Below are 23,167 nucleotides of genomic sequence, written 5' to 3' on the forward strand. Positions count from 1 at the left end.
TTCTCCATGAAAGATAAATCGCGCAAACGCGGAGTACCGACCATGACCATCAACCGACGCCTGTTCAATCAGTTCCTGCTGCTGGCCGGCGCGAGTACCGCGCTCCCCGCTGGAGTATTCGCCGAAGACGCAAAGCCCGTGGCCGGCGGCACGCTCAATTTCGTCTACTATCCCGAGCCGAACCAGATCGTTTCCATCAACACCAGCGCCGGCGGACCGGCCACCATCGGTCCGAAGATTTTCGACGGCCTGCTCGCCTACGACTACGATCTCAATCCGCGACCGCAACTGGCCACCGAATGGTCGATCAGCGACGACGGGCTCGAATACGTCTTCAAGCTGCGCCAGGGGGTGAAGTTCAGCGATGGCCATGATTTGACCTCCGAGGACGTGGCCTTTTCGATCTCCCGGCTGCGCGAAGCGCATCCGCGCGGGCGCATCACCTTCCAGAACGTCACCGATATTGACACGTCGGACCCGCATATCGTGAAGATCAAGTTGTCGAAGCCGTCCGCCGCGCTGATTTCGGGGCTGGCCGCGACGGAATCGCCTATCGTGCCCAAACATATTTACGAGAAGCTGAAGCCGGCCGACGATCCGTCCTTCGAGCAGATCATCGGCAGCGGGCCGTTTGTGCTGAAGGAATGGGTAAAGGGCAGCCACATCCTCGTCGAAAAGAATCCGACCTATTGGGATGCGCCTAAACCCTATCTCGACCGGATCATTTTCCGCTTCATCACCGATCCGGGCGCGCGCGCCGCGGCGCTCGAAACGGGCGAGGTCGACATCGGACCGAACCCGGTGGCCTTCGCCGATCTGGAGCGTTTCAAGGCGCTGCCGCAATTCGTCGTCGACAGCACGGTCTTCGCCTATAGCGGCCCGCTGCACCAACTGATCATCAACCTCGAAAACCCGATCCTGAAGCAGAAGAAGGTCCGTCAGGCAATCGCGCACGCGATCGACCTCGACGCGATCAATGCAATCGTGTTTTACGGTTATGGCCAAGTCTCGCCGACGCCGATCAGCGTCGTCAACAAGAAGTATTTCGATCCCGATGTGAAGGCCGCGACGTTCGATACGGCGCTCTCGGAAAAACTGCTCGACGAGGCCGGTTTCAAGCGTGGGGCTGACGGCGTACGCTTCAAGCTCAGGCTCACCAACAATCCCTACAACCCGTGGGGCTATGCCGACTTCCTCAAGCAGGCATTAGCCAAGATCGGCATCGATGCCGAGATCGAAAAATTCGACTTCGGCACCTATGTCAAGACCATCTACACCGACCGCACATGGGACCTGTCGACGGAATCCTGCGGCAACATCTTCGATCCGAGCGCCGGCGCGCAGCGGCTCTACTGGTCGAAGAACATCAAGAAAGGGCTGCCGTTCTCCAACGGCGCGCACTATGAGAACCCGGCGGTTGACCGGTTGTTGGAAGCCGCATCGGTCGAGCTCGACGAGGCCAAGCGCAAGCAGCTCTTCTTCAAGTTCCAGGAGATCATCGCCGACGAGTTGCCGATCATCAATCTGATCGCGCCACCGACCATCATTATCGCCCGCAAAACCGTCAAGAACTACGCGCCTGGCGCCGAAGGCCTGTCAGCGAATTTCGCCGACGCCTATCTCGACCCGAACGCCTAAATCTGCCGGGCAATCATGAGAGAAGGGCCGCGTCGAGCTGCGGCCCTTTTCGTTTCTTCCATTTCGCAAAGCCGGCAACTTCAGGCCAAAGCACGCAGCCTTGGGCTGGCGCCGACCAGAAGGCCGGCAAGGGCTATGGCCTGCGCCAGTTGTTCGCCGATTGAGCTCGATTCCCAGGCGACGCCGCGCAGCGGATGGCCGATGGCGAACAGATTGCCATGGGTCTTGCCGTTACCGGCAATCACTTGGCCGCCATGCGTCGCGTCGATGCCGAAGCCGGTCGCATGCGGCCTGACGATGCCGTTCTCAAGCAGGCTGCGGACGAATGGATCGGCGATCCGCCGCCAGTCATGCTCCTGATGGCCGCGGCAGTTGACGACACCGTCGAAGCGCAGCCGTTCGACCGCGCCGGTGTCGCGCCAGCGGATTTCAGCGACGATGCCATTTGCCTGCGGATGGAGTGCCAGCACCCGTCCCGCCCCACCCGTCCAACGGCCTTGGCTTCGCGCCAGTGCCACGCGCTCAAAGCTCGGTGGCGCCGCCCGGTGCGCGGTGACATCCCAGAAGGCGCGCAGATGGCGTGCGAACTTCAAGCGCTCCCTGTCGGTGGCGCCTCGCCACAAGGCCAGGATCCACGGCCGGATCGTCAGTGGCAGCCCTTGCCAGTCCAGGCCGGTGGTTTCGATTGCCCGGCGTTCGGCCTTGACCAGTGCGAGAAGCGCCCTGGTGGTTTTCGGCAGCGGCCGCCCCGCGAGGAAATCGCGCCACGCTTCCGCGTTGCGCCTCGGCTCGACGATCTGTCCGCGCCGCGACACGACGCGATAGCTACCTTTGAAGCCGCGCGCTTCCATGCTGGCGACGACGTCGACCATGCTGAGGCTGGAGCCGATCAGCAGCAGTTCCTTGCTGCCGGCGAGCCGATCGAGCGCCGCCGAATCCCAGGGATTGGCGACATAACGGGGATCGCTGACGATGGCTGCTTCCGTGGTGGACGGCTCGCTCTGGAACACCCCGGTTGCGAGCACGGCCTCATCGGCCAGCAGTTGCTGGCCATCGCTGGTGCCGACGCAGACACCGGACGGACCCGTCTGCATGTCGATAGCCGATGCGTTGATATGGCGCAGCCAGGAACGCCCGTCCGCGTCTTTGATCGCTCTCGTCAGTTCCGACTGGACATAGCTGCCGAACAGCCAGCGCGGCGGGCTTGAGTCCGGGACATCCTCGGGCGGTGTCCAGCCGTGCTCCGGCCCATTCGCCATAAGCCAGCGAACGAGGTGATCGGGATCGTCCGGATGCAGCGAGAAGATGCGCGCCGCGCCGTTGACGAGGTGTTGTGGATCGACGGTGCTATAGGCAACGCCGCGACCGAGCTCGGCCCGGCGCTCGATGATGGTGATTGCCAGCGGCTCAGTTGAACGGTCGAGCAGCTTGATCGCGGTAACCGCGCCGGCAAAGCCGCCGCCAACGATGATGATTGAACGAGGGATCGAGCGTAGCGGGGAGGAAGGGGTATGAAGCATCAAGAACCTTTGCGACGCCGGTGGTCGTGGCTCTAGCCCATCGCCCCGGCAACGATCATCGTGCTTTCCCGTAACCCGATGTCAAAAAACAATAATTGCCAGCTGGCGAAAGGCATTCTTTCACTCAGCGGGTTTGGCAAGCGATAGATAGGAACGCCCTTTGCGACCAGCCCGAGAACCGCTGATGACTGAAAATCGAAAGATAGGGCTTGGAGCCTTTGTTCGCGGACCGGGCCATCATGTCGCTGCCTGGCGCCATCCCGATGTGCCTGCCAATCCGGGCCTGAGCTTTCAGCACTATGCGGACGCCGCGCGCACTGCCGAGCGTGGCCTGTTCGACATGGTGTTCCTGGCCGACAGCCTCAGCGCGCGCAATGGCGAGCAGCCGATCGAGACCTTCGAGCGCACCGGCCATGTCGTGCATTTCGAGCCGCTGACGCTTTTGTCGGCGCTCTCGACCGTGACGCAGAGGATTGGGCTCGTCGCCACCGCCTCGACCACCTATTGGGAGCCGTTCCATCTGGCGCGGCTGTTCGCCTCGATCGACCATCTGAGCGGCGGCAGAACGGGCTGGAACGTCGTCACTTCGGCCGATGCGCCGGCGGCGGCGAATTTCAGCCGCGACCAGCATCCCGTTCATGCCGACCGCTACGACCGCGCCGAGGAATTCGTCGCCGTCGCGAAGAAGCTGTGGGACAGCTGGGACGACGATGCCTTCGTCGCCGACAAGGTTTCGGGGATCGCCATCGACAGGCATGGCATCCACGCCCCGAACCATGCCGGCCGGCATTTCCGCGTCAAAGGGCCGCTCAACGTCGCCCGCCCGCCGCAGGGCCATCCCGTCATCGTTCAGGCCGGCTCTTCCGATGCCGGCCAGCAGCTGGCGGCGCGGACGGCGGAGGTGGTTTTCACCGCCCATCCGACCATCGAATCGGCCCGAGGTTTTTACAGCGAGCTGAAAGGCCGGTTGGGCTCCTTTGGTCGCTCTGCCGATTCTTTGAAGATCATGCCCGGCGTCTTCCCGGTCGTCGCGCCGACGCGCGCGGAAGCCGAGGACAAGTTCGACGCGATCCAGCGGCTGGTCGATCCGGTGGTCGGCGTCGCCCTGGTTTCCGGACTGCTCGGCGGCATCGATCTTTCCAGCCACCCACTCGATGGGCCGTTGCCCGAACTCGGCAGTTCCGATTCTGTGAAGAGCCGCCTGAAAGTCGTTTCCGAATTAGCTGCGAACCGGAACCTGACCATCCGGCAATTGTATCTCGCCGTTGCCGGCGCGCGCGGCCATTTCCAGATCGTCGGCACGCCAAAGGATGTGGCCGACATGATGGAGGAGTGGTTCGCCGGTGGTGCGGCGGACGGCTTCAACGTCATGCCGCCGATCCTGCCGACGGGCCTCACCGATTTTGTCGACCTCGTCATTCCGGAGCTGCAGCGGCGGCGTCTGTTCCGGACTGCTTACGAAGGCGGGACGTTGCGCGAGAACCTCGGCCTTGCGCGTCCGATCCGTGGCGCCGCTGAACAGCAAGAGAGGAAAGCATCATGAGCGACAGGACGATCGATTCGAAAATGTTTCGCCAATGGCTGGCGGATGGCGAAGAACTGGCGGTGCTAGACATTCGCGACAGCGCGACTGTCGGATACGCATCGCCGCTGTTCGCCACCAACCTGCCCGCGGCTCAGGTCGAGGCCGAGATCGACCGCTTCATCCCGCGCAAATCGGTGCGCACCGTGCTGGCGGACGACGGCAGCGGCGTTGCCGAGCAACTTGTCGAACGACTGGTGGGGTATGGCCGTACCCAGCTGTTTTCGCTGAACGGTGGAATTCCGGAATGGACGCAAAGCGGCGTTGAAGACCTGCCGACCTTCGATACGCCGGGCGTCGATTTTTCGCTGGCGATCCGCGACGAGAAGGGGACCCCGGTCGTCAGCGTTGAAGAGCTCGCGGTGCTCACAGGCCCAGGCGCCGAGGTGGTGGTGCTCGACAGCCGCACGGTGGCGGAGTTCGAAAAGGACCATGTGCCGGGCGCCATCAGCGTGCCGGGCGCCGAGCTGGTGCTGCGCTTCGCCGACCTGGTGCCGTCACCGGAGACGCAGGTTGTCGTCTCCTGCGCCGGCCTGCCGCGCGCCATCATCGGGGCGCAGACACTGATCGATGCCGGCGTGCCCAACCGGGTCGCCTATCTGCACGACGGCACCAAGGCATGGCGCGAGGCCGGTCTTGCACTCGAAACCGGCAAGACCGCAATCTATGGTCCGGCAAGCGAGGATGCCAAGCGTTTCGCCGGGGAGCACATCGCAAAGCTTGCCGAAGGCGACAGCTTTCCCCGCATCAATGCGGCCACGGCCGCGAACTGGGCGAAGGACGAAAAGCGGACGACCTACCTGCTTGACGTGCGCACGCCCGACGAGTTCGCCGAAGCGCATATTCCGGGGTCGATCGCGTCTGAGGGCGGGCAGTTGCTCGCTGTCGCCTATCGCACCATCGCCGTGCGCGGCGCCCGCGTCGTGCTGATCGACGATCTGCTCGGTGTCCGCGCGGCGACGACGGCGCATTGGCTGCAGCGGCGCGGCTTCGAGATCGCGATCCTCTTGTATGACTTCCAGTCGGCCAGCCTGGTGGAAGCGGCGTAGGGCAGGAGCACTGTCAGGCGATTTTTTCGGGGGCCACTATTCGGCGGCTTCCGATTGGCGGCGACGGCCCGCCAGCACGTTCTTCTGCATCGCCGTCAGCGAAGACCGCACGGCTTTGGCGCCGTGCTCCAGCATCTTGGCCTCATACTCCGACAGCGCCTGGAGAAGCGGCTTGTCGCCGCGTTTGGCGGCCACCAGCTCTGGCACCAGCAGCCCGGCGTCGTAGATCGCGGTGTTGCCGCCAAGCGCGCGAAAATAGGTCATGGCGTGGATGGCATCGCCAAGCAGCGTCACCGGTTTCGTCGGCCAGGGATCGACAGGTTCGGAGCTGTGGACATGAAGCAGCGCCACCGTCGATGGGTCGGTGTAGCGGATGAGGTTGAGGATTTCCGGGTGCCAGTGGGCGATCTTCGAGATCAGCAGGTCAATCAGTTCTGAACCGGAGAGCTTTGCCAGCGCGTCGTCCGTGGCAAGTTCGTCCTTTTCGTAAGCCGTGTTCCACCAGACATAGCTGGTGGTGTTGTTGAAATGGAAACCGGAAAAATCCTTGTGGGTGGCGTCGCCCAGCCTGATCAGTCCATGCTTTCGTAATGCGTCGACATTGACCCTGTGGCTGGTGACCATAAGCCCATGACCTTCGGTTGGCCTGACGCCGGCATTGTAGTCGAGTAGCAGCGGCGAGATCTGGTGAAGGGCTGCCGCATGCAGCGTCATCTTGCCGGCTAGGCGCCTGACGCCTGTATCGAAGCTCCTGGCATGCGGCACCAGCTGCTGGCGCACGCGCGAGCGGGCGCCGTCGGCTCCGACCAGCACATCGGCATGGATTGCCGAACCGTCCTCGAAATGCGCGACGACCGAACCATCCGGCTGCTCGTCGTATCGTGAAAAGACCTTGCCATAGCGCATGATGCCGTCGAGGCCAGAGAGCAGCACCTGGCGCAGCGTGATACGGCTTACCGATTTTTCGATATGCGTGTCGTCGGCCTCGCCCGGCGCGTTGCCGCCGCCCCAGGCATCCTCGCCCAGGATCTTGAAATTCTCGTCCAGCAGGATGTTGCGATCCGGCGCCTGGCCGAGCGTGGCGACAAAAGCGTCGTAGAGTTCCGGCGGTAAATTGGCGATCAGCGAATCGATGCCGCGCTGGCGGATGCGCAGACGAAAACCCTGGACATAGTCGGTGCGGGCGCGGTCCTTCTCGAAGACCGCGACACTGATGCTGTTCTTCTTCAGGCCTTGCGCCAGTGTCAGGCCGCCGGGGCCTCCGCCGATGATGGCGACTTCGACATGTTCTGTTGTCATGGCGCTCAACCGACCGCGGCGAGCTTGGGCTTGCCAGCGGCAATAGCCGGTGTATCGGCCAGCTGTCGGGCGGTATGGCGGCTGAGCGTCGCCTTGGCGGCGATCGTGCGGATCATGTGGTTCTGCGGTGCGTGGGAACGGGCGGTCAGCGCATCACGGTGGTGGCGCTCAAGCTGGAAATCTCTGTTAAGGCCTGGATTGCCGGCAAGCTCCAGCGCCAGCGAGGTGACGGCAACGGCATTGTCGATGACGACATGCCTGACCGTCATGCCGTCGGTGCCCACAGGCCGGCCGGCGTCGACATCTTCGGCGAGCGAACGCAGCAGCCGCGCGCTGCTCGCAAGCCGAACCTCTATGTCGCCCAGCCCTGACTGGATGTGCGGCACGGTCGACAGCGGCGCACCAAGACTTGCCGGCGCGTGCGTGCTGACAAAGGAGACCAGCCGGTCACGGGCAGCACGGGCGGCACCGTGATAGACCGCGCCGATCAGCGAGAAGAAGAACGCTGTCGCGCCTTCCTCGCGCCTCAGCGGCTCGGACGCCGGCTGCGCCTCGGTGATGTCTTCTGCAGGGATCGCGACATTGTCGAGAATGACATCGTCGCTGGCGGTGGCCCGCATGCCGGTGGCGTTCCATGTCTTTTCGACGCGCAATCCGGGCGCGTCGGTCGGCACCAGGAATGAAGCCAGACGCGGCTGCGGCTCGTCGGTCAGCGCCAGCAAGTTCACCCATTTCAGAATAGGAATGCCGGTGACGTAGTTTTTGTGGCCGGATATCCGCCAGACGTTGCCGTCGCGCCGGGCAATGGTTTCGGGCGGCTTGCCATGGGCGGGCGAGCCAATCCGCGGCTCGGCTTGCGCGGCGTTGATCAAAGCAGGGCCAAGACGGCCAGCCTCGACAATCCGCTGAACCAGATGGCGCGGCCATTTTCCGGATTTCCGCATCGCATACTGGCTGTTGTAGTGCATGGCTAGCACCAGCGCCGTCGACGGCTCGCCACGGCCAATCTCGGCGATCACCGCCTGTGCTTCCGTCAGCCCGCCACCGAAGCCGCCATGTTCGCGCGCCGTGACCAGGCCAAGCAGCCCCGCCTGGTGAAGCCGGTCGAAATTGGCGAATGGGAATTCCCCGGTCGCGTCGTGATGCGCGGCGGTCAGCGCGAAGTCGTCGGCAAGGCCGGCCACTTTCTCGAGGAGTTGCGGAAACTCGGCAATTGTCGACATCATGACGTTGGCTTTCTCTCAGGCGGCGGCGCGAATGTTCACCAGATCGAGCGGCCGGCGATCGACCCAGTGCTCGACGTCGAAATCGCCGGCGAGGAAGCCCCAGTCGCGCAGGAAACTCTTATAGTGGGAAACCGCTGCGACGAGCTCAGGCTGCAGTCCGAGGCCGAGATGCTTATGGACATCCGGACCATTGGCGGCCAGCACCTGTTCCTCGGTGGCCCCGGCTTCGCGGGCAACAAAGCGCTGCGTCTCTTCCGGATGCGCCTCGGCCCAGGCACTGGCGCGCAGGATGGTCTCGATCAGTCGCGCGACCAGATCGGGGCGTTGTTCCGCCAGCAGTTCATCGACGGTCAGCACGCGCGGCGAACCGGAATTGATGCGGATGTTCGGGTCGGGGTGGAAGCCGAATTCCACGACCTGGATGGCGCCGATCAGATTGGCGACATTGATGCCGGCCGTGCCTTTGACATAGATGGCGTCGACCTCGCCCCGGATCAGGGCTGCGGCTTCCTCACCATAGGCCTGCTTGCGCTTGAGGCCGAACAGCGACGGTCCTTCCTGGCTGTCGAGCACGCTGTCGGCCAGCGCTATGTCGACGATCTCGACGTCGCCATAGCCAAGGCCCTCGAGCGAGAGCGCCGAGACCAGTCCCTTAAACGCCGTCGCTCGCATGAAGTCGACGATTCCCTCGGGGCGCCGGGCGATGCCGAAGCGGCGGCCTTTCAGGTCCTGGGTTGTCCTGATGCCGCAACCGGGCAGGGCGATGATTGCCTGGAATTCGTCGGTCCAAGTGATGCCGACGAGACGCGTCTTGCGCCCTTCGGACCGCGCGCGGATCGGCGGCACGTTGCCGCCGTGGCGGAACGACCAGTCGAGCGTGTGGTTGAAATGGCTCTGGCGGATGTCGCGATTGGCCGAATCGATGATCGACTTCAATTCGATCCCCTCCTTGCGAAAGGTCTCGTCGAGAAGCCCGAGCTGTGCGGCGAGCCCGACAGGCGTCGGCACCGGGCAGCGTGTGTACCAGATTTCGGAGATCGCAGTCGCGGTCATGATTGCTCCTCAGGTGTTGCGCAGGCCAGCCTGCTTCATCAGCGGCAGGATGTTCTCGCCGAAGAATTCGAGGTCAGGCTTGAAATCGAAAAAGGACAGCTGCAGGCCGTCAATGCCGGCGTCCTTGAGCTTGACGAACTGGTCGACGATCTGTTCGGGCGTGCCGATGAGATAGATGTTGCCGCCGACCTTGGCGTAGGGATCGTCGCGGCCCTCGCGTCCTTTCCAGGCCTGGGCATCGCTGTTGAAAGTCTGGAAGCCTTTCGGCGTGCGGCTGTCGGCATGGGCGACGATCTCATCGGCGACCGCCCAGGCTTCCTTCTCGGTCGGCCTGCTGATGACCAGCGGGTTGAGCAGCGTGCGCACCTTGCGGCCGACGCCGAGGGCTGCGTCCTTCACCTTCTTCGTATGCGCCGGCAGCGCTTCCAGCGCGCTGGCGATGTCGGAGCCGGCCGGGCTGGTGACGAAGACGATGTCGGAATAGCGGCCGGCAAAGGAAATGCCGGCATCGGAGCCAGTGGCGTTGACCAGGATCGGCCGGCCGTAATTCGGCTTCGGTGTGACGAAGCCGCCATTGAGCTTCCAGCTCGATTCTCCGGAGAATGAGAAATTCTCGTCGTCCTGCCACAGTCGCTGCAGCACTTCGACGAACTCGGCGGCGAGTTCATAGCGGCGGTCGTGCTCGATACGGTTCCAGCCGAACATTTCATGTTCGACGGCGCGATGGCCGGTGACCACGTTGATGCCCCAGCGGCCGCCGGAGATGTGGTCGAGCGTGGCGCCGAATTTCGCCAGATGCAGCGGATGCCAGGGACCGTAGAGAACATGCATGGTCGAAATCAGCATGATCTTCTTGGTAATCGCGGCCATCGCCGCCACGGACACGAAACTGTCCAGCGCCTGGCCGTTGAAGACACCGCCATAACCGCCCTTGGGCAGCCACTGGCTGAGCGCGAAGACGAGGTCGAAGCCAAGCTCCTCGGCCTTCAACGTCAGATCGCGATTGTAGTCGAAGCGCCAGTCGGTCGAGCGCGGCAGCGTCGAGTTGGTCCAGCCACCTGCCTGGATCGGCAGGAACAGCCCGATTAGCACCGGCTGCTGAAGCGCTTTCGACAGCGGGCTGTCCGGATAGTCGGTCGGCGCCTTGAAGAAGGGCGTGCCGACGATGGAACCAGGCTTGTGGGCGAGCGTCATGGCGAACTTTCTCGGGTGGAGGAAGGGAACCCGCGCGAAGGACCGCGCACGGGTCAGGGCTCAGGCGACGATATGGGCGGTTGCGAGGGAGCCGGCATTGCCCTCGGCGCCCACCGTGTGACCGGCTATGCGCCTGTTGTAGAGGGTGATTTCCGGTTGGCTGACGATGCCGATATCGGGCAGGTCCTCGACCACAATCTGCTGGATCGCGGCCCATTGCTCGAAGCGCTTTTCGTGGTCGACCTCGACGGCGGCCGCTTCAAGAAGTTCGTCGACCTTGGCATTGCTGTATTTCGAACCGTTGGAGAACGGCACGCCGGGTTTGAAATTCTTAGACCAGTAGAGGCGCTGTACGCCTACCGTCGGGTCGAACAGATTGCTCATGCCGTTGAAGGTGAAGTCGAAGTCGCGGTCGGTGTAGATGCGCTTGGTGTAGGTGGCGAAATCCTGGCTGCGCACGGTGACCTCGATCCCGACCGCGGCCAATGCCTGCTTGATGTAGTCGGCGCCGCGCTTGTAGGTTTCGCCGCTCGGGACATAGTCGTGGACAAGCTTGAGCCGGGTACCGTTGGCGTCGCGCGGCAAGCCTGCTTCATCGAGCAGTTTATCGGCGGCGGCCGTGTCGACCGGATAGGTCTTCAGGTCGGCGATGAACCACTTCTTCAGATTGGGGTTGATCGGGCCTGGAATGGTTTCGCCATAGCCATAGTTGATCGTCTCGCGGATGACGTTGCGGTCGATGACATGGGCGAAGGCACGGCGGACGCGAACATCCTGGAAATAGGATTTCTCCAGGTTGAACTCGACCCGGCTGATGCCATTTGAATATTGGTAGCCCTGTTCCTCGAAGCCGATATGCGGCAGCGTCTCAAAACGCTGCAAATCGCTGTACGGAATCGGCGTTGCCGGCGCCAGATCGATCTCGCCTGTCTCCAGCGCCAGCGCGCGCGCCGAAGCGTCCGCGATGAAGCGCACGATCAACCGGTCGAGATAGGGGCGCGGTGCGTCCCAGTAGTCAGGATTGCGTTCGTAAACGATGTGGCTGCCGCGCACCCATTCCTTGAAGACGAACGGGCCGGTGCCGACCGGAGCGACGTTGACCGGATTTTCGGCTGCCTTTGTGCCGTCATAGAGGTGCTTCGGCACGATCGGCGTTTCGGCCGCGGCCAAGGCCGTGATCAGGTAAGGCGCCGGCCTCGACAGGACCAGCGTCACGGTCAGCGGATCCGGCGTCTGGATGTCTACAAGGTTGAGGAAGGTGTTGCGGCCGCGCGGATGAACCTCTCTGATCGTGGTGATCGAATAGGCGACGTCGGCGGCGGTGAACGGCTGGCCATCATGCCACTTCACGCCTTCGCGCAGCTTGAAGGTGTATTGCAGCCCATCGTCACTGACTGACCATTGTCTGGCCAGGGATGGGCGCGGCGTGAGATCGAAATCATAGGTCAGCAGGCCTTCGGTGGTCTTTGCCGAGACGTAGACCGAATTGAATGCCGTGTGGGCGATGGTCGTCAGCACAGGCGGCTCAGCCGAGAGCACCAGCGTCGCCGTTCCACCCTGTTTCGGCTCGGCGGCGTAGGCGCTGCGCGATGCAGGCAACAGGGTCGCTCCGAGCGCGGCTGCCGAGATGCCGAGGAACCTGCGGCGGTTCGGACTGAGGAAATGAGACATCGCGTCCTGGTCCTTTTTTGCTGCCGGACCCGATCGACCGATCGTCGGCCACCAGGTTAAAAATCCGTTGTTCCAAGAGCGGGTCCGTTTGCGAAAAGATTTGGCCGACCTGCTCCCGCGCTTAAGATTTCATGCTTCAAACAGCTAAGTTTGTAGTATGAAATAAAATTCTATTCTGCAATGAAGCCAATTGCAGGATAAAATTTCTTAAATCAGGTTTGACAATGTCTATAAATCTTGTCAACTAAAAAGCGCGGAACTTTCCGGGAAACAGCAAACCCGCATCGTCAGCCACAGCCGGGATAGCGAAAACGATGTCGACCCTGACGCGCATTGGCAGAACCTTCCGGCGCACCGCCATCCAGGCGGTGCCGACCGTTCTGGGCATCGTCATCCTGAATTTCTTCCTGCTGCAGCTCGCGCCCGGCGACGCCGCCGATGTCATGGCCGGCGAGGCTGGCTCGGCCACTGTCGAAACGATGGCGGCGCTTCGCCAGCGCTTCGGGCTCGACAATCCGCTTCTCGTCCAGCTGTTCAACTATCTCTACAATCTGGCGCATTTCAGCCTCGGCTTTTCGCCGCGCTACGGCATGCCGGTCGCCGACCTGATCGGCCAGCGGCTGCCCGGCACGCTGGTGCTGATGGCGGTGGCTCTGGCCGTCGCCATTGTGCTCGGCCTCGCCCTTGGATCGGTGATGGCGGTGTTTGCCGGGCGCCTGCCGGATCGTGTGCTCTCCGTTATTTCGCTGCTGTTCTATTCAATCCCGGGTTTCTGGATCGGCTTGATGCTGATCGTGCTGTTTTCGGTCAAGCTCGGCTGGCTGCCGAGCGGCGGCTCGGGAACCATCGGCAGCAACCTGACCGGCCTTGCCGGGCTCTGGGACAGGGCGCGCTACATGATCCTGCCGGCACTGTCGCTGGCGCTGTTCTACGTGGCGATCTATGCGCGGCTGACACGAGCGGCGATGCTGGAGGTCCAGTCGCAGGACTACGTGCGCACCGCCGCAGCCAAGGGCCTGCCGCCGGCCATCATCACCATTCGCCATGTCCTGCGCAACGCGCTGATCCCCATTACCACCATGGCCGGCATGCATGTTGGCGGCATGCTCGGCGGCGCCGTGGTTGTCGAGACCGTCTATTCCTGGCCCGGCCTCGGGCGTCTCGCCTTCGAAGCGGTCATGGGCCGCGATTTCACCGTGCTGCTCGGCATCCTTCTGTTGTCGTCGCTGCTGGTCATCATCGCCAACGCGACCGTCGATCTTCTGCACGCCTGGCTCGATCCCCGTATCGGAGTACGCTGATGGCTTCCACCGATTTCGCCGCGGGCGATGCCCGTTCCCGCCGTCTCCATGCCGATGCTCGCGGGCCTGCGGCACCGCCTGAGCCCGAGGCAAAGAGCTGGAGCAATCTCCACGCGCCCGACGCACGCTCCGCTTCGGCAGCGTCGGTGCCGATAGCCGCTGGCGGGCGTGCGCTGAAGGTCTTCCTGCGCAATCCCAATGCCATGTTCGGCGTGGTGTTCCTGTCGTTGGTCGTGCTGGCCGCACTGCTCGCACCAGTCCTCTATCCGGCCGATCCGCTATCGATGGTGGCCCGGCCCTTCCTGTGGCCGGGCCAGAACCCAGCCTTCCCGCTGGGCACGGACTCCATGGGCCGCGATGTGCTTTCCGGCATTCTGCATGGCGCGCGGATTTCGCTGTTCGTCGGCCTGGTGGCGACCGCGCTCGGCCTCAGCTTCGGCATCCTGGTCGGCGCCGCCGCCGGCTACTTCGGCGGCTGGATCGACGACCTGCTGGTGCGCCTGATCGAGATCTTTCAGACCATACCGAGCTTCGTGCTTCTGGTCGTCATGGTGGCGATCGCGCAGCCGACCGCGCCTGTCGTGACAGTGGCGATCGCCGTCATCACCTGGCCGACGGTGGCGCGGTTGACCCGCGCCGAGTTCCGGGCCATCCGCGAGAAGGATTTCGTCATGGCCGCCCGCAGCCTCGGCTACGGCCATGTCCGCATTATCTTCCGCGAGATCCTGCCCAATGCGCTGCCGCCGTTGATCGTGACCTCGTCGGTGATGGTGGCGACCGCGATTCTGATGGAATCGGCGCTGTCCTTCATGGGCCTCGGCGATCCCAACGTCGTCAGCTGGGGCTCGATGATCGGAGCGGGCAGGGAATTGATCCGCACCGCTTGGTATCTGACAGCGCTTCCGGGACTGGCGATCGTCTTTACCGTGCTGGCGCTGAACCTGATCGGTGACGGCCTCAACGATGCGCTCAACCCGCGTTTCTCACAGGAGCGATAGAGATGGCGGCTCCTTTGCTCAGGATCGACAATCTGACGGTTCGCTTCCCGACCACCGAGCCGGTCAGCCGGCTGAGCTTCGAGGTCGGTGAGGGCGAGACGCTGGCGATCGTTGGTGAATCAGGCTCCGGCAAGTCGCTGACCGCGCTCGCCCTGATGCAGCTTCTGCCGCGCTCGGCGAAAATCCCCAATGGCAGGATCGAATTCGCCGGCAAGGACCTGCTCGGTCTCGACCAGAGGGCTATGCGGAACCTGCGCGGACGCGAGATCGCCATGATCTTCCAGGAGCCGATGACGTCGCTCAATCCGGTGCTGACCATCGGCCGGCAGATCACCGAGGTGCTGACGCTGCACGAAGGCATACGCGGCAAGGCAGCGCGGAGCCGTGCCATCGAGCTTCTCAATCTGGTGCGCATTCCCGATCCGCAGCGGCGCATCGACGACTATCCGCACCAGCTTTCCGGCGGCATGCGCCAGCGCGTCATGATTGCCATCGCCGTTGCCTGCCGACCGCGCCTGCTGATTGCCGACGAACCGACGACGGCGCTCGACGTGACCATCCAGGCGCAGGTGCTCGACCTGCTCGATACGCTGCGCCGCGAACTATCGATGGCTGTAGTGCTCATCACCCACGATCTTGGTGTCGTCGCACAATGGGCCGACAAGGTCGTCGTCATGTATGCCGGCCGCAAGGTTGAACAGGCGCTGCCCGGCGTGCTGTTCAGAACACCCCTTCACCCCTATACGCGCGGCCTGTTGGCGGCGTCGCCGCGGCTGAAGACCAATCTCCACTACCGCGACGCCAGGCTGACGGAGATTCCCGGCAGTATCGTCTCGGCCGCCGGCGAAAAGGGCTGCCCGTTCCGGCCGCGCTGCGCGGTGGCGCGCGACAGTTGTGCCCATTTCGTACCCGCCCTCGTCGAGGTGAGCGAGGATCGTCTAGTCGCCTGCCCCTACAGCTTCATTCCGGAGGTTGCGCATGGCGCTGCTCTCGGTCTCTGACCTTTCCACTCATTTCCACGCCCAGGGCGGCACGCTGCGCGCCGTCGATGGCGTATCCCTCGAAGTCGGACGCGGCGAGACGGTTGGTCTCGTCGGCGAAAGCGGTTGCGGAAAATCGACGCTAGGCAAGACCATCATGCGGCTGGTCGACCCGACTAGCGGCAGGATCGAGTTCAACGGCACCGACATCACCGTTCTCGACGCGCGCCGGCTGAAGGCGGCGCGCCGTAATATCCAGATGATCTTCCAGGATCCGTTCGCATCGCTTAATCCGCGCCACACGATCGGCGACATCCTGACAGCACCACTGAAGGTCCATGGCATCGGCAACACGGCCGAGCGGCGCACCATCGTCGAGGACATCATCGAGCGTGTCGGTCTGCCGAGGGATTCGCTTGGCCGCTACCCGCATGAATTTTCCGGCGGGCAACGCCAGCGCATCGGCATCGCCCGGGCGCTGATCCTCAATCCGGAACTGGTCGTCTGCGACGAGCCGGTCTCGGCGCTCGACCTTTCGATCCAGGCGCAGATCCTCAACCTGTTGGTCGACATGAAACGTCAGCTCGGGCTGTCCTATCTCTTCATTTCGCACGATCTATCAGTCGTCCGCTATTTCGCCGACCGGGTGCTGGTCATGTATCTCGGCCGCATCGTCGAAAGCGCCGACAATTCGACGCTGTGGACCTCGCCGAAGCATCCCTACACGCGCGCGCTGATGGATGCCGTGCCGGACCCGGCGCGCCGACGTCAGGCCGCGCCGATCCATGGCGATCTGCCAAGCCCGCAGAACATCCCCAGCGGCTGCCGTTTCCATACCCGCTGCCCGCTGGCGACCGATCTGTGCCGTTCGCAGGAACCGGCGTTCCGGGCGATCGCGCCGGGACACCATGTCGCCTGCCACTACGCCGAACCAACCATCAACTGAAATTCAACGGAGCAGAAAAATGTCCGACTACCGCTATCTTGGCCGCAGCGCCCTGAAGGTTTCGCCGCTCAGCCTCGGCACGATGATGTTCGGCGGGCCGACCGAGGAGACGGTCGCGCATCGCATCATCGACAAGGCGCGCGAGCAAGGCATCAACTTCATTGACACCGCCGACGTCTACCACAACGGCAAGTCCGAGGAAGTCGTCGGTCGCGGCATCAAGGCGACGCGCGATCATTGGGTCGTGGCGACCAAATTCGTCAACTCGCATGACAAGGGGCCTAATCTCGGCGGCCATTCGCGCAAATGGGTGATCCAGACGGTCGAGAACAGCCTGCGGCGCCTGGGAACAGACTATATCGACCTGTTCTACTTCCACCGCGCCGTCTTCGATGCGCCGCTGGAAGAGCCGGTGCGGGCGATCGCCGACCTGATCCGCCAGGGCAAGCTGCGCTATTTCGGCGTCTCCAACTTTCGTGGCTGGCGCATCGCCGAAGTCGCGCATCTGGCCGATGAACTCGGCATCGACCGGCCGGTGGCCAGCCAGCCGCTCTATAACATCGTCAACCGCACCGCCGAGGCCGAACAGCTGCCGGCGGCCGCCTATTACGGTCTTGGCATCGTCTCCTACAGCCCGCTGGCGCGCGGCGTGCTGACCGGCAAATACGAGCCGAACCAGGCGCCTGCCGCCGACACGCGGGCCGGCCGTGGCGACAAGCGCATCGCCGAGACCGAGTGGCGCCCGGAATCGATCGAGATCGCCAGGCAGATCGCGGCGCACGCAAAGTCACGCGGCGTCTCGGCCGCCGATTTCGCGCTGGCCTGGGTGTTGAACAACCGGCTGATCACGGCGGCGATCGCCGGCCCGCGCACCGAGGAACAGTGGGACAGCTATGCGAAGGCGCTGGACTTCAGGCTGAGCGCCGAGGACGAGGCCTTTGTCGACTGCCTCGTCACCGCCGGCCATGCCTCAACGCATGGGTTCAATGATCCGAGCCATCCGGTCGAAGGCCGCGTGCCGCGTTCGGAGCCGGCCGCGCCGATCCCGCTGACACGGCCTCTGCGCGCCGCCTGACGGTCGCCGACGAAATGGCGGGGCCGGCGGCCCCGCCCGCGTTTCCAATTGCTTTGGACAGATGAGAGAGCCCATGAATTTCCACGTCGAACGGCTGCGCCAGAACATCGTCGTGCTTTCGGGCAACACCCACAGGCCGTCGAAGTCGCGGACGCTGGCGCATCATCTCGGCGAGGCGCTGCGCGAAAGATTGTCTGTCACAGTAAATTTCCTCGATCTTGTCGATGCCGGCCGTGGTCTGGGTGCTGCGTTTACTCGAAAGGAATTGACGCCGGAGGCGCTGAATGTGGTAAACGCGGTCGAACAGGCCGACGCGCTGATCGTCACGACGCCGGTCTACAACGGCTCCTATGCTGGCCTGTTCAAGCATCTGTTCGACCTCATCGATCCACTGGCGCTCGTCGACCGGCCGGTCCTGATCGGCGCGACGGGTGGTGGCCAGCGCCACGCGCTGGTAGTCGAACATCAGCTTCGCCCGCTGTTTGGCTTTTACTCCGCCCTGACGGTGCCGAGCGCCGTCTATGGCAGTGACAGCGACTTTGCCGACGGCAAGCTCGTAGATTCGCTGGTTCTGGCGCGGGCCGGGCAGGCCGTGGATCAATTCGTTGCCCTGCTTTCACCGCGCCAGCCGAAGAGCCAACCGGTCCGGGCGGCTTCGGCCTGACGGATATCGGGTTCGAGCAGGTGCCGGATGCCTTGGACGGCCAAATAAGCAGAACGTTCGGTGTTTTGGCCGACATCGGCGACGGAACCATACGGAACGATACGGGAAGATTTCTGATTTTGGCCCACGAAAAAGTCAATGAAATCAAGCTTTTGATGCATCCTCCGGGCCCACCATTGTTATTATTTATCAATGACTTAGGGGTGTGTTTTGGTTCGGGTAGCCAAGTAATAACTGGCGAACCGCCGTCCATAGCGTTTGATTTTATTTGACTTATGGTGGGCCTCCGGAGGCCGCAGATGTGTTGCCAACCGCCGGTGGAGTGTCAGGATCGTTTATCAAGTGCTTGAACGACGCCGGCAGGGTGTTTGGAATGGAAATCCGCGCATAGTCCCGTCGCAATCAACCTCGAACTACTGTCTGGATGCTACATCGGCCATCGCCGCACCCCACCCTGCGGCGATCTCGTAGCCCATGCGTGAGAAGCCGAATTCGCGATCGAATGTGTTCGGCGCTTTGACACGCCAGTTCTTCATGACCTCGCCCGGGAGGCCGCCAGCAGCGGTGCCGTCCAAGTCACGCTCGCCGGCGCGGAGTTCACGACGGCGATCATTTGGCGTAGCTGGGAACAGGCCGGCGACGTCAGGCAAGACCGTCCGGCTGCAGCTAGGAAGTTAATCGCGACCCACGGCGGACCGCTCCGTACGCGCGCGCGGCGTACGGCAAGCTGCTAGCCTCAATCTCCGGATGAGATCAGAGTCGCTCAGACCGGGTCTTCAGGATCTGGTACAGCACGTTTCGGATGCGCTGCCAAACGGTTAGCCGGTTGATCACGCCTTCGCCTCCTGTTCATCGCAGATGAATGGGCTGCGGTTCAGATGATCTGTGCCGCCAGCGCCACGCCGACCAACGACGTGCCGACCCCTGCCGTGCGGATGGCTCGCGGCCAGCGCCGAAGTGTTAGGGCGGCTAACGCGCCGGTCGCGTGAAGAGCCGAAGTAGCGACCACGAAGCCGACCACATAAGCGATGCCGCTGGCCGTCTCGGGAATTTCGAGGCCATGGGCATTGCCGTGGAAGAGGGCGAAGAGAGCAGTCAGCGAGGCGGCCACAGCGAGCGGAAGCGGCTTGGCAAGCGCCATCATGGCGCCGAAGACCACCAGCGATAGCGTTATGCCGGTTTCCAGTGAGGGCAGGCCGATGCCGGCGATACCGAGCAGGGCGCCAGCGAGCATCGCCGAGACAAAGCACGACGGCACGATGATGATCCCCTTGCCGCCGGCGCGAGCGGCAATGATGCCGACAGCCATCATGGCAAGCAGGTGGTCCATACCGGTCTGCGGGTGCTGAAGGCCGTCTACAAACCCGTGGGCATGAAATCCGCCGCTATGGGCGAAGGCCAATGAGGGGATGAGGGTTGTGGCGGCTGCCAGGGCGAGTCTGCCGAAGAATGAAAGCGTTCTGTTCATGGTTCTGGACCTGTTTGATAGGGGTGCGATCGGTTCAAGGCCGGTGCTCATTGTCCGGCCCCTGGCATGGTGAATTGTGCGGCGCCGGACCTGTCGGCCAGAAGCCGCGCCTCGCCGAAGTCGAGGAGTCTTTGTCCCCTGCCGTCATGGTAGACGAAGGCCAGGCGGCGCCGGCGCGACGTCAGTTTCGCGGGCAGCGGGTGATAGGTGACGCCGGCGCCACCAATCAGCGGCATGACGGCGCCGACATCGACCATGTCCTGCGTCTCGACGCGCAGAAGATGCAGCCGCACGCCGTCGGCGGTCTCGCCGACGAACGGAATCCCGGCGAGGCGCAGGAAACTGGAGGGGTCGGGCGCCCGCGAAAACCCTTCGAGAAACGCGATCTCGACGAGATCGAGATCCGTCGCCGGCGCGTCGGCGGGTTCGGGCGCATGGTCGTGCGGTAGATGCGGTGTCTGCCATTGCAATGGCTTGCCGGCCGGCCCGTTGTGGCCGACGGGGTGGGGATGGTGATGATGACCGTTCGGCCCGTGATGGTGACCGTCGCCATGGTCATGGCTGTGGTGGTGATGATCATCGTGCATGGTCAAAAGCTCGTCGGCTTGTCGATGATGGATTTGTGCTTGCCGAGATTGCCGTGCGCGACCATCGAGCCGAGCGCCTCGACGACAACCCGCACGCCAAACAGCGCCGTGATGTCTGACGTGTCGTAGGGCGGCGACACCTCGACCACTTCCAGTCCGCAGATGCCGGGCGCCGACACTAGCCCGAGCAGCTTCAGTGCCTCGCGCGGCAGGAAGCCACCGGGCTCCGGCCAGCCCGTACCAGGCACGAAACCGCAATCGATGCTGTCGACATCGAAGGAGATGTATACGGCGTCGGTGTCCTTCCATGCGAGTTCGAGCGCGATCTCCGCCGCCTTCTCCAGCCCCATCTGTTCGATATCGGAAATCGTCAGCACGTTGGTGCCGCGCTTCCGCGCCTCGGCGACGCCGTAGCGCGGCACCTGCCAGCCGCCGATACCGAGCTGCACCAGATTGCTGGCCGAGACGTTCGGCAGGTTGGTCGCCCAATACCAGGGCGTCGTGTGCATACGTTCGTCGAGATCCTTTTCCTGGATGTCGATGTGGCGGTCGAAATGGATGATGCCGATTCGCTTGGAGGTCACGTCGGCGATGCCGCGCACGCACGGAAATCCTATCGAATGGTCGCCGCCGAGCATGATCGGCAGCGCCCCGGAAGAGGCGACATGGCTGACGCCCTTGGTGATCTGGTCGAAGCTCTTTTCGAGATTGGCGGGGATGGTGAAGACGTCGCCGGCGTCGCAAAGCGTCATCTGCTCGCGCAGGTCGACACCGAGCTCATAATTGTAAGGCGTGTAGAGCGCCGAGATGCGGCGCATGCCTTGCGGCCCGAAGCGGGTTCCGGGCCGGTAAGTGGTGCCGCTGTCGAAAGGAATGCCCATGACGGCAGCGTCATATCTGCCGACATCGCGGACGTTTTCGACATAGGGCGCCTTGAGGAAGGTGTTGATGCCGGCGAAATGCGGCAACTCGCCTCGCGCGAATGTCGGGATCGACTTGTCGATGATCGAATCCGATCCGGGCAGGCCCATGTCGAGTGCCCATTTCTGTTCCTTGCGCCAGCCATCCTCGGGCAGCTTTCCTTCCGCCTCGATCGACTTCCAGCCCTGCATGTCGCGGATCTCGAAGTTCGGATGGTGGAAGCGTTGGCGTGGCTGGTGGTCGGTGAGCCCGGCGCGACGATGCCGGCGTTCTGGACTATCTCTGTGCATGAAACCTCCTTCACGACGCCGTCGTCGCGATTGCGCTATCCAGTCGGGTCGTCCCGACCATCGCGGCCACTTCGGCCACGTCTCGTGCGGAAGCCCGGTGCTTGCGGTCGAGCTTCAGATCGTAGGTGATCGTCGCGCCATAGGCGGACGGGAACTGGGGGTCGTGGCGCACCTTGTCGAAGACCAGCACGCGCGTGCCGAGCTTGAATGCCTCGCCGATATCGTGGGTGACCATGACCACGGTCATGCCGTGCTCGGTCCAGAGCTCGGTGAGCAGCTCATGCATCTCGATGCGAATACCGGGATCGAGTGCGCCGAACGGCTCGTCGAGAAGCAGGATCTGCGGCCGGCCGAGCAAGGTCTGCGCGATCGCCAGCCGCTGCTGCATGCCGCCAGAAAGCGTGGCCGGATAGAGGTCGCGCGCATGGCCAAGCCCGACCCGTTCCAGCATGGTTTCGGCTTCTTGCCTGGCGCTTTTGCGCCTGGCGCCGAAGACGCGGCCGAACGGTCCGCCCGAACGGAAGTCCTCGACCAGCAGCAAGTTCTGTAGCGCGGTCAGATGCGGAAACACGGAATAGCGCTGGAAGACGATGCCGCGCTGCGGCCTCGGTTCCGGCACGATCGGCTGGTCGCCGACGATGACCACGCCGCCACTTTGCTGTTCCTGGCCAAGCAGGATGCGCAGGAACGTCGATTTTCCACAACCGCTGGCGCCAACCAGCGACAGGAATTCACCCGCTTCGGCGGAGACGTTGACCCGTTCCAGCACGCGGGCGTCGCCGTAGCTCTTCTCCAGCCTATGGACGAGGATCCGGCTCATCTGGTCCGCACCGGATGCGCCCAAGGCGAGATGATGTGAGAGAGCCGCACGAGCAGCCAGTCGGTCATTACCGCAAGCAGCGTGATCCAGGCGACGTAAGGCAGGATGACGTCCATCGATAGGTAGCGACGAACGAGGAAGATGCGGTAGCCGAGCCCCTCGGTGGAGGCGATGGCTTCTGCCGCGATCAGGAACAGCCAGGCCGGCCCAAGCGCCAGCCGTACGCAAGTGATGAGGCGCGGCATGACCTGTGGCAGCACCAGCCTGAGCACCATGGTCCAGCTGTTGCCGCCGAGCGTCTGTGCCTTGGCGACGAGCTCCGGCGGCAATTCCATCACCCGGTTGGCGATGTCGCGCACCATGACCGGTGTGACGCCGAGAGCGATCAAGGTGATCTTGGCCGTTTCGCCGAGGCCGAGCGCAATGAACAGGATCGGCAGCAGCGCCAGTGGCGGGATGACGCAGACAACTGTGACCAAGGGCAGTAGAAAGGCCCTGACGCGCGGGATGAAACCTATGGCGACGCCAAGGCTGAGCGCCACCAGCGTGGCCATGCCGACTCCGGCGAACAGTCTGATCAGGCTGGCATAGGTGTCGGCCCACAGGATCAGGTCGCCGGAGCGCTTGTCCGGCACTGTCGCCAGGTCTGAAAAGGCCGACCACATCTGTGCAGGGGAGGGCAGCAGCTTGTCGCTGGGATTGACCGCCAGCCTTTGCGACGAAGCGAAGAGATAGGCAATCGCCACGGCGGCAAACGGAAGCGTCCCAAGCAGCAACGCTCCGCCGCGGGAGACCGTCGCGTTGATGATGCGAAGCCGCCCTTTCGGCCTGCTAAGTTGCAGGCGCGCGACTTCGGGGCCTGCTGCGGCCTGCATGATGCCGGTT

21 protein-coding genes are annotated in these 23,167 nt (G+C 63.4%); 9 read left to right on the forward strand and 12 right to left on the reverse strand.

What is annotated here, in order from left to right:
• Window positions 1-42 precede the first annotated feature (42 nt).
• Complete coding sequence (locus NKI97_RS09245; protein WP_352833680.1) at window positions 43-1,638, forward strand: ABC transporter substrate-binding protein; 1,596 nt, start codon at window positions 43-45, stop codon at window positions 1,636-1,638.
• 80 nt (window positions 1,639-1,718) lie between these two features.
• On the opposite strand, the gene NKI97_RS09250 is transcribed toward NKI97_RS09245, so the two are convergent.
• Entirely contained in the window at window positions 1,719-3,158 is a 1,440-nt protein-coding gene (locus tag NKI97_RS09250; protein WP_352747577.1) for an FAD/NAD(P)-binding protein, read from the reverse strand.
• Between the two features lie 181 nt (window positions 3,159-3,339).
• Here NKI97_RS09250 and NKI97_RS09255 point away from each other — a divergent pair, with 181 nt between their 5' ends.
• Together NKI97_RS09255 and NKI97_RS09260 are read left to right on the forward strand one after the other, a co-directional pair.
• Window positions 3,340-4,701 (forward strand): LLM class flavin-dependent oxidoreductase, encoded by a 1,362-nt coding sequence (locus tag NKI97_RS09255; protein ID WP_502901474.1) that lies wholly within the window; start codon window positions 3,340-3,342, stop codon window positions 4,699-4,701.
• Complete coding sequence (locus NKI97_RS09260) at window positions 4,698-5,789, forward strand: rhodanese-like domain-containing protein (protein WP_352449713.1); 1,092 nt, start codon at window positions 4,698-4,700, stop codon at window positions 5,787-5,789. The genes NKI97_RS09255 and NKI97_RS09260 overlap by 4 nt, the downstream gene beginning before the upstream one ends.
• A 36-nt stretch (window positions 5,790-5,825) precedes the next feature.
• Here NKI97_RS09260 and NKI97_RS09265 read toward each other — a convergent pair whose 3' ends face one another.
• Genes NKI97_RS09265 through NKI97_RS09285 form a run of 5 tightly spaced genes read right to left on the reverse strand, consistent with a single transcriptional unit; the run spans window position 5,826 to window position 12,232 of the window.
• Window positions 5,826-7,088, reverse strand: a complete 1,263-nt coding sequence (locus NKI97_RS09265; RefSeq protein WP_352449712.1) for an FAD-dependent oxidoreductase — start codon at window positions 7,086-7,088, stop codon at window positions 5,826-5,828.
• 5 nt (window positions 7,089-7,093) lie between these two features.
• A complete protein-coding gene (locus tag NKI97_RS09270) occupies window positions 7,094-8,311 on the reverse strand; it encodes an acyl-CoA dehydrogenase family protein (RefSeq protein ID WP_352833840.1) in 1,218 nt (405 codons plus the stop codon).
• Between the two features lie 18 nt (window positions 8,312-8,329).
• A complete protein-coding gene (locus NKI97_RS09275) occupies window positions 8,330-9,367 on the reverse strand; it encodes an ABC transporter substrate-binding protein (RefSeq protein WP_352833685.1) in 1,038 nt (345 codons plus the stop codon).
• 9 nt (window positions 9,368-9,376) lie between these two features.
• Window positions 9,377-10,561 (reverse strand): LLM class flavin-dependent oxidoreductase, encoded by a 1,185-nt coding sequence (locus NKI97_RS09280; RefSeq protein WP_352449710.1) that lies wholly within the window; start codon window positions 10,559-10,561, stop codon window positions 9,377-9,379.
• 60 nt (window positions 10,562-10,621) lie between these two features.
• Entirely contained in the window at window positions 10,622-12,232 is a 1,611-nt protein-coding gene (locus tag NKI97_RS09285; protein WP_352449709.1) for an ABC transporter substrate-binding protein, read from the reverse strand.
• 314 nt (window positions 12,233-12,546) lie between these two features.
• Between NKI97_RS09285 and NKI97_RS09290 the strand changes: the two genes are divergently transcribed.
• The 6 genes from NKI97_RS09290 to msuE all read left to right on the forward strand — a co-directional run bounded on the left by NKI97_RS09290 (window position 12,547) and on the right by msuE (window position 18,196).
• The gene (locus NKI97_RS09290; protein ID WP_352449708.1) at window positions 12,547-13,533 is read left to right on the forward strand and encodes an ABC transporter permease; all 987 of its coding nucleotides are present in this window, start codon (window positions 12,547-12,549) and stop codon (window positions 13,531-13,533) included.
• On the forward strand, window positions 13,533-14,531 hold the full coding sequence (locus NKI97_RS09295) for an ABC transporter permease (protein ID WP_352471358.1): 999 nt from the start codon (window positions 13,533-13,535) through the stop codon (window positions 14,529-14,531). Before NKI97_RS09290 ends, NKI97_RS09295 begins: the two co-directional genes overlap by 1 nt.
• Window positions 14,532-14,533: 2 nt before the next feature.
• Window positions 14,534-15,532 carry an ABC transporter ATP-binding protein gene (locus tag NKI97_RS09300; RefSeq protein ID WP_352833688.1) on the forward strand — a complete coding sequence of 333 codons (999 nt, stop codon included), beginning with the start codon at window positions 14,534-14,536 and terminating at the stop codon, window positions 15,530-15,532.
• The gene (locus NKI97_RS09305; RefSeq protein ID WP_352743833.1) at window positions 15,510-16,457 is read left to right on the forward strand and encodes an ABC transporter ATP-binding protein; all 948 of its coding nucleotides are present in this window, start codon (window positions 15,510-15,512) and stop codon (window positions 16,455-16,457) included. The genes NKI97_RS09300 and NKI97_RS09305 overlap by 23 nt, the downstream gene beginning before the upstream one ends.
• A 19-nt stretch (window positions 16,458-16,476) precedes the next feature.
• On the forward strand, window positions 16,477-17,532 hold the full coding sequence (locus tag NKI97_RS09310; RefSeq protein ID WP_352747550.1) for an aldo/keto reductase: 1,056 nt from the start codon (window positions 16,477-16,479) through the stop codon (window positions 17,530-17,532).
• 73 nt (window positions 17,533-17,605) lie between these two features.
• Entirely contained in the window at window positions 17,606-18,196 is a 591-nt protein-coding gene (msuE, locus tag NKI97_RS09315) for an FMN reductase (protein WP_352449703.1), read from the forward strand.
• 413 nt (window positions 18,197-18,609) lie between these two features.
• Here the strand turns inward: msuE and NKI97_RS09320 are convergent, their stop codons facing one another.
• From NKI97_RS09320 to NKI97_RS09345, 6 genes are all read right to left on the reverse strand, one after another.
• Window positions 18,610-18,846, reverse strand: a complete 237-nt coding sequence (locus NKI97_RS09320) for a thiamine pyrophosphate-dependent enzyme (protein WP_352833850.1) — start codon at window positions 18,844-18,846, stop codon at window positions 18,610-18,612.
• A 224-nt stretch (window positions 18,847-19,070) separates the two neighbouring features.
• Complete coding sequence (locus NKI97_RS09325) at window positions 19,071-19,664, reverse strand: HupE/UreJ family protein (protein ID WP_352833691.1); 594 nt, start codon at window positions 19,662-19,664, stop codon at window positions 19,071-19,073.
• A 47-nt stretch (window positions 19,665-19,711) separates the two neighbouring features.
• Window positions 19,712-20,251: a hypothetical protein gene (locus NKI97_RS09330; protein WP_352747556.1), complete on the reverse strand. Its 540-nt coding sequence runs from the start codon at window positions 20,249-20,251 to the stop codon at window positions 19,712-19,714.
• A 2-nt stretch (window positions 20,252-20,253) separates the two neighbouring features.
• Window positions 20,254-21,462 carry an agmatinase family protein gene (locus NKI97_RS09335; RefSeq protein ID WP_352704165.1) on the reverse strand — a complete coding sequence of 403 codons (1,209 nt, stop codon included), beginning with the start codon at window positions 21,460-21,462 and terminating at the stop codon, window positions 20,254-20,256.
• 10 nt (window positions 21,463-21,472) lie between these two features.
• The gene (locus tag NKI97_RS09340; RefSeq protein WP_352747558.1) at window positions 21,473-22,282 is read right to left on the reverse strand and encodes an ATP-binding cassette domain-containing protein; all 810 of its coding nucleotides are present in this window, start codon (window positions 22,280-22,282) and stop codon (window positions 21,473-21,475) included.
• Window positions 22,279-23,157, reverse strand: a complete 879-nt coding sequence (locus tag NKI97_RS09345; protein ID WP_352449784.1) for an ABC transporter permease — start codon at window positions 23,155-23,157, stop codon at window positions 22,279-22,281. The genes NKI97_RS09340 and NKI97_RS09345 overlap by 4 nt, the downstream gene beginning before the upstream one ends.
• Between the last annotated feature and the right edge of the window lie 10 nt (window positions 23,158-23,167).

The sequence above is a fragment of the Mesorhizobium sp. M0296 genome (assembly GCF_040321675.1).
Taxonomy (GTDB): domain Bacteria; phylum Pseudomonadota; class Alphaproteobacteria; order Rhizobiales; family Rhizobiaceae; genus Mesorhizobium.

What these genes read in the sequence shown, in the direction of transcription:
- NKI97_RS09245 (WP_352833680.1), top strand. Translation starts at nt 43, where the DNA reads ATGACCATCAACCGACGCCTGTTCAATCAGTTCCTGCTGCTGGCCGGC.
- NKI97_RS09250 (WP_352747577.1), bottom strand. Translation starts at nt 3,158, where the DNA reads ATGCTTCATACCCCTTCCTCCCCGCTACGCTCGATCCCTCGTTCAATC.
- NKI97_RS09260 (WP_352449713.1), top strand. Translation starts at nt 4,698, where the DNA reads ATGAGCGACAGGACGATCGATTCGAAAATGTTTCGCCAATGGCTGGCG.
- NKI97_RS09265 (WP_352449712.1), bottom strand. Translation starts at nt 7,088, where the DNA reads ATGACAACAGAACATGTCGAAGTCGCCATCATCGGCGGAGGCCCCGGC.
- NKI97_RS09270 (WP_352833840.1), bottom strand. Translation starts at nt 8,311, where the DNA reads ATGTCGACAATTGCCGAGTTTCCGCAACTCCTCGAGAAAGTGGCCGGC.
- NKI97_RS09275 (WP_352833685.1), bottom strand. Translation starts at nt 9,367, where the DNA reads ATGACCGCGACTGCGATCTCCGAAATCTGGTACACACGCTGCCCGGTG.
- NKI97_RS09280 (WP_352449710.1), bottom strand. Translation starts at nt 10,561, where the DNA reads ATGACGCTCGCCCACAAGCCTGGTTCCATCGTCGGCACGCCCTTCTTC.
- NKI97_RS09285 (WP_352449709.1), bottom strand. Translation starts at nt 12,232, where the DNA reads ATGTCTCATTTCCTCAGTCCGAACCGCCGCAGGTTCCTCGGCATCTCG.
- NKI97_RS09290 (WP_352449708.1), top strand. Translation starts at nt 12,547, where the DNA reads ATGTCGACCCTGACGCGCATTGGCAGAACCTTCCGGCGCACCGCCATC.
- NKI97_RS09295 (WP_352471358.1), top strand. Translation starts at nt 13,533, where the DNA reads ATGGCTTCCACCGATTTCGCCGCGGGCGATGCCCGTTCCCGCCGTCTC.
- NKI97_RS09300 (WP_352833688.1), top strand. Translation starts at nt 14,534, where the DNA reads ATGGCGGCTCCTTTGCTCAGGATCGACAATCTGACGGTTCGCTTCCCG.
- NKI97_RS09305 (WP_352743833.1), top strand. Translation starts at nt 15,510, where the DNA reads ATGGCGCTGCTCTCGGTCTCTGACCTTTCCACTCATTTCCACGCCCAG.
- NKI97_RS09310 (WP_352747550.1), top strand. Translation starts at nt 16,477, where the DNA reads ATGTCCGACTACCGCTATCTTGGCCGCAGCGCCCTGAAGGTTTCGCCG.
- msuE (WP_352449703.1), top strand. Translation starts at nt 17,606, where the DNA reads ATGAATTTCCACGTCGAACGGCTGCGCCAGAACATCGTCGTGCTTTCG.
- NKI97_RS09325 (WP_352833691.1), bottom strand. Translation starts at nt 19,664, where the DNA reads ATGAACAGAACGCTTTCATTCTTCGGCAGACTCGCCCTGGCAGCCGCC.
- NKI97_RS09330 (WP_352747556.1), bottom strand. Translation starts at nt 20,251, where the DNA reads ATGCACGATGATCATCACCACCACAGCCATGACCATGGCGACGGTCAC.
- NKI97_RS09335 (WP_352704165.1), bottom strand. Translation starts at nt 21,462, where the DNA reads ATGCACAGAGATAGTCCAGAACGCCGGCATCGTCGCGCCGGGCTCACC.
- NKI97_RS09340 (WP_352747558.1), bottom strand. Translation starts at nt 22,282, where the DNA reads ATGAGCCGGATCCTCGTCCATAGGCTGGAGAAGAGCTACGGCGACGCC.
- NKI97_RS09345 (WP_352449784.1), bottom strand. Translation starts at nt 23,157, where the DNA reads ATGCAGGCCGCAGCAGGCCCCGAAGTCGCGCGCCTGCAACTTAGCAGG.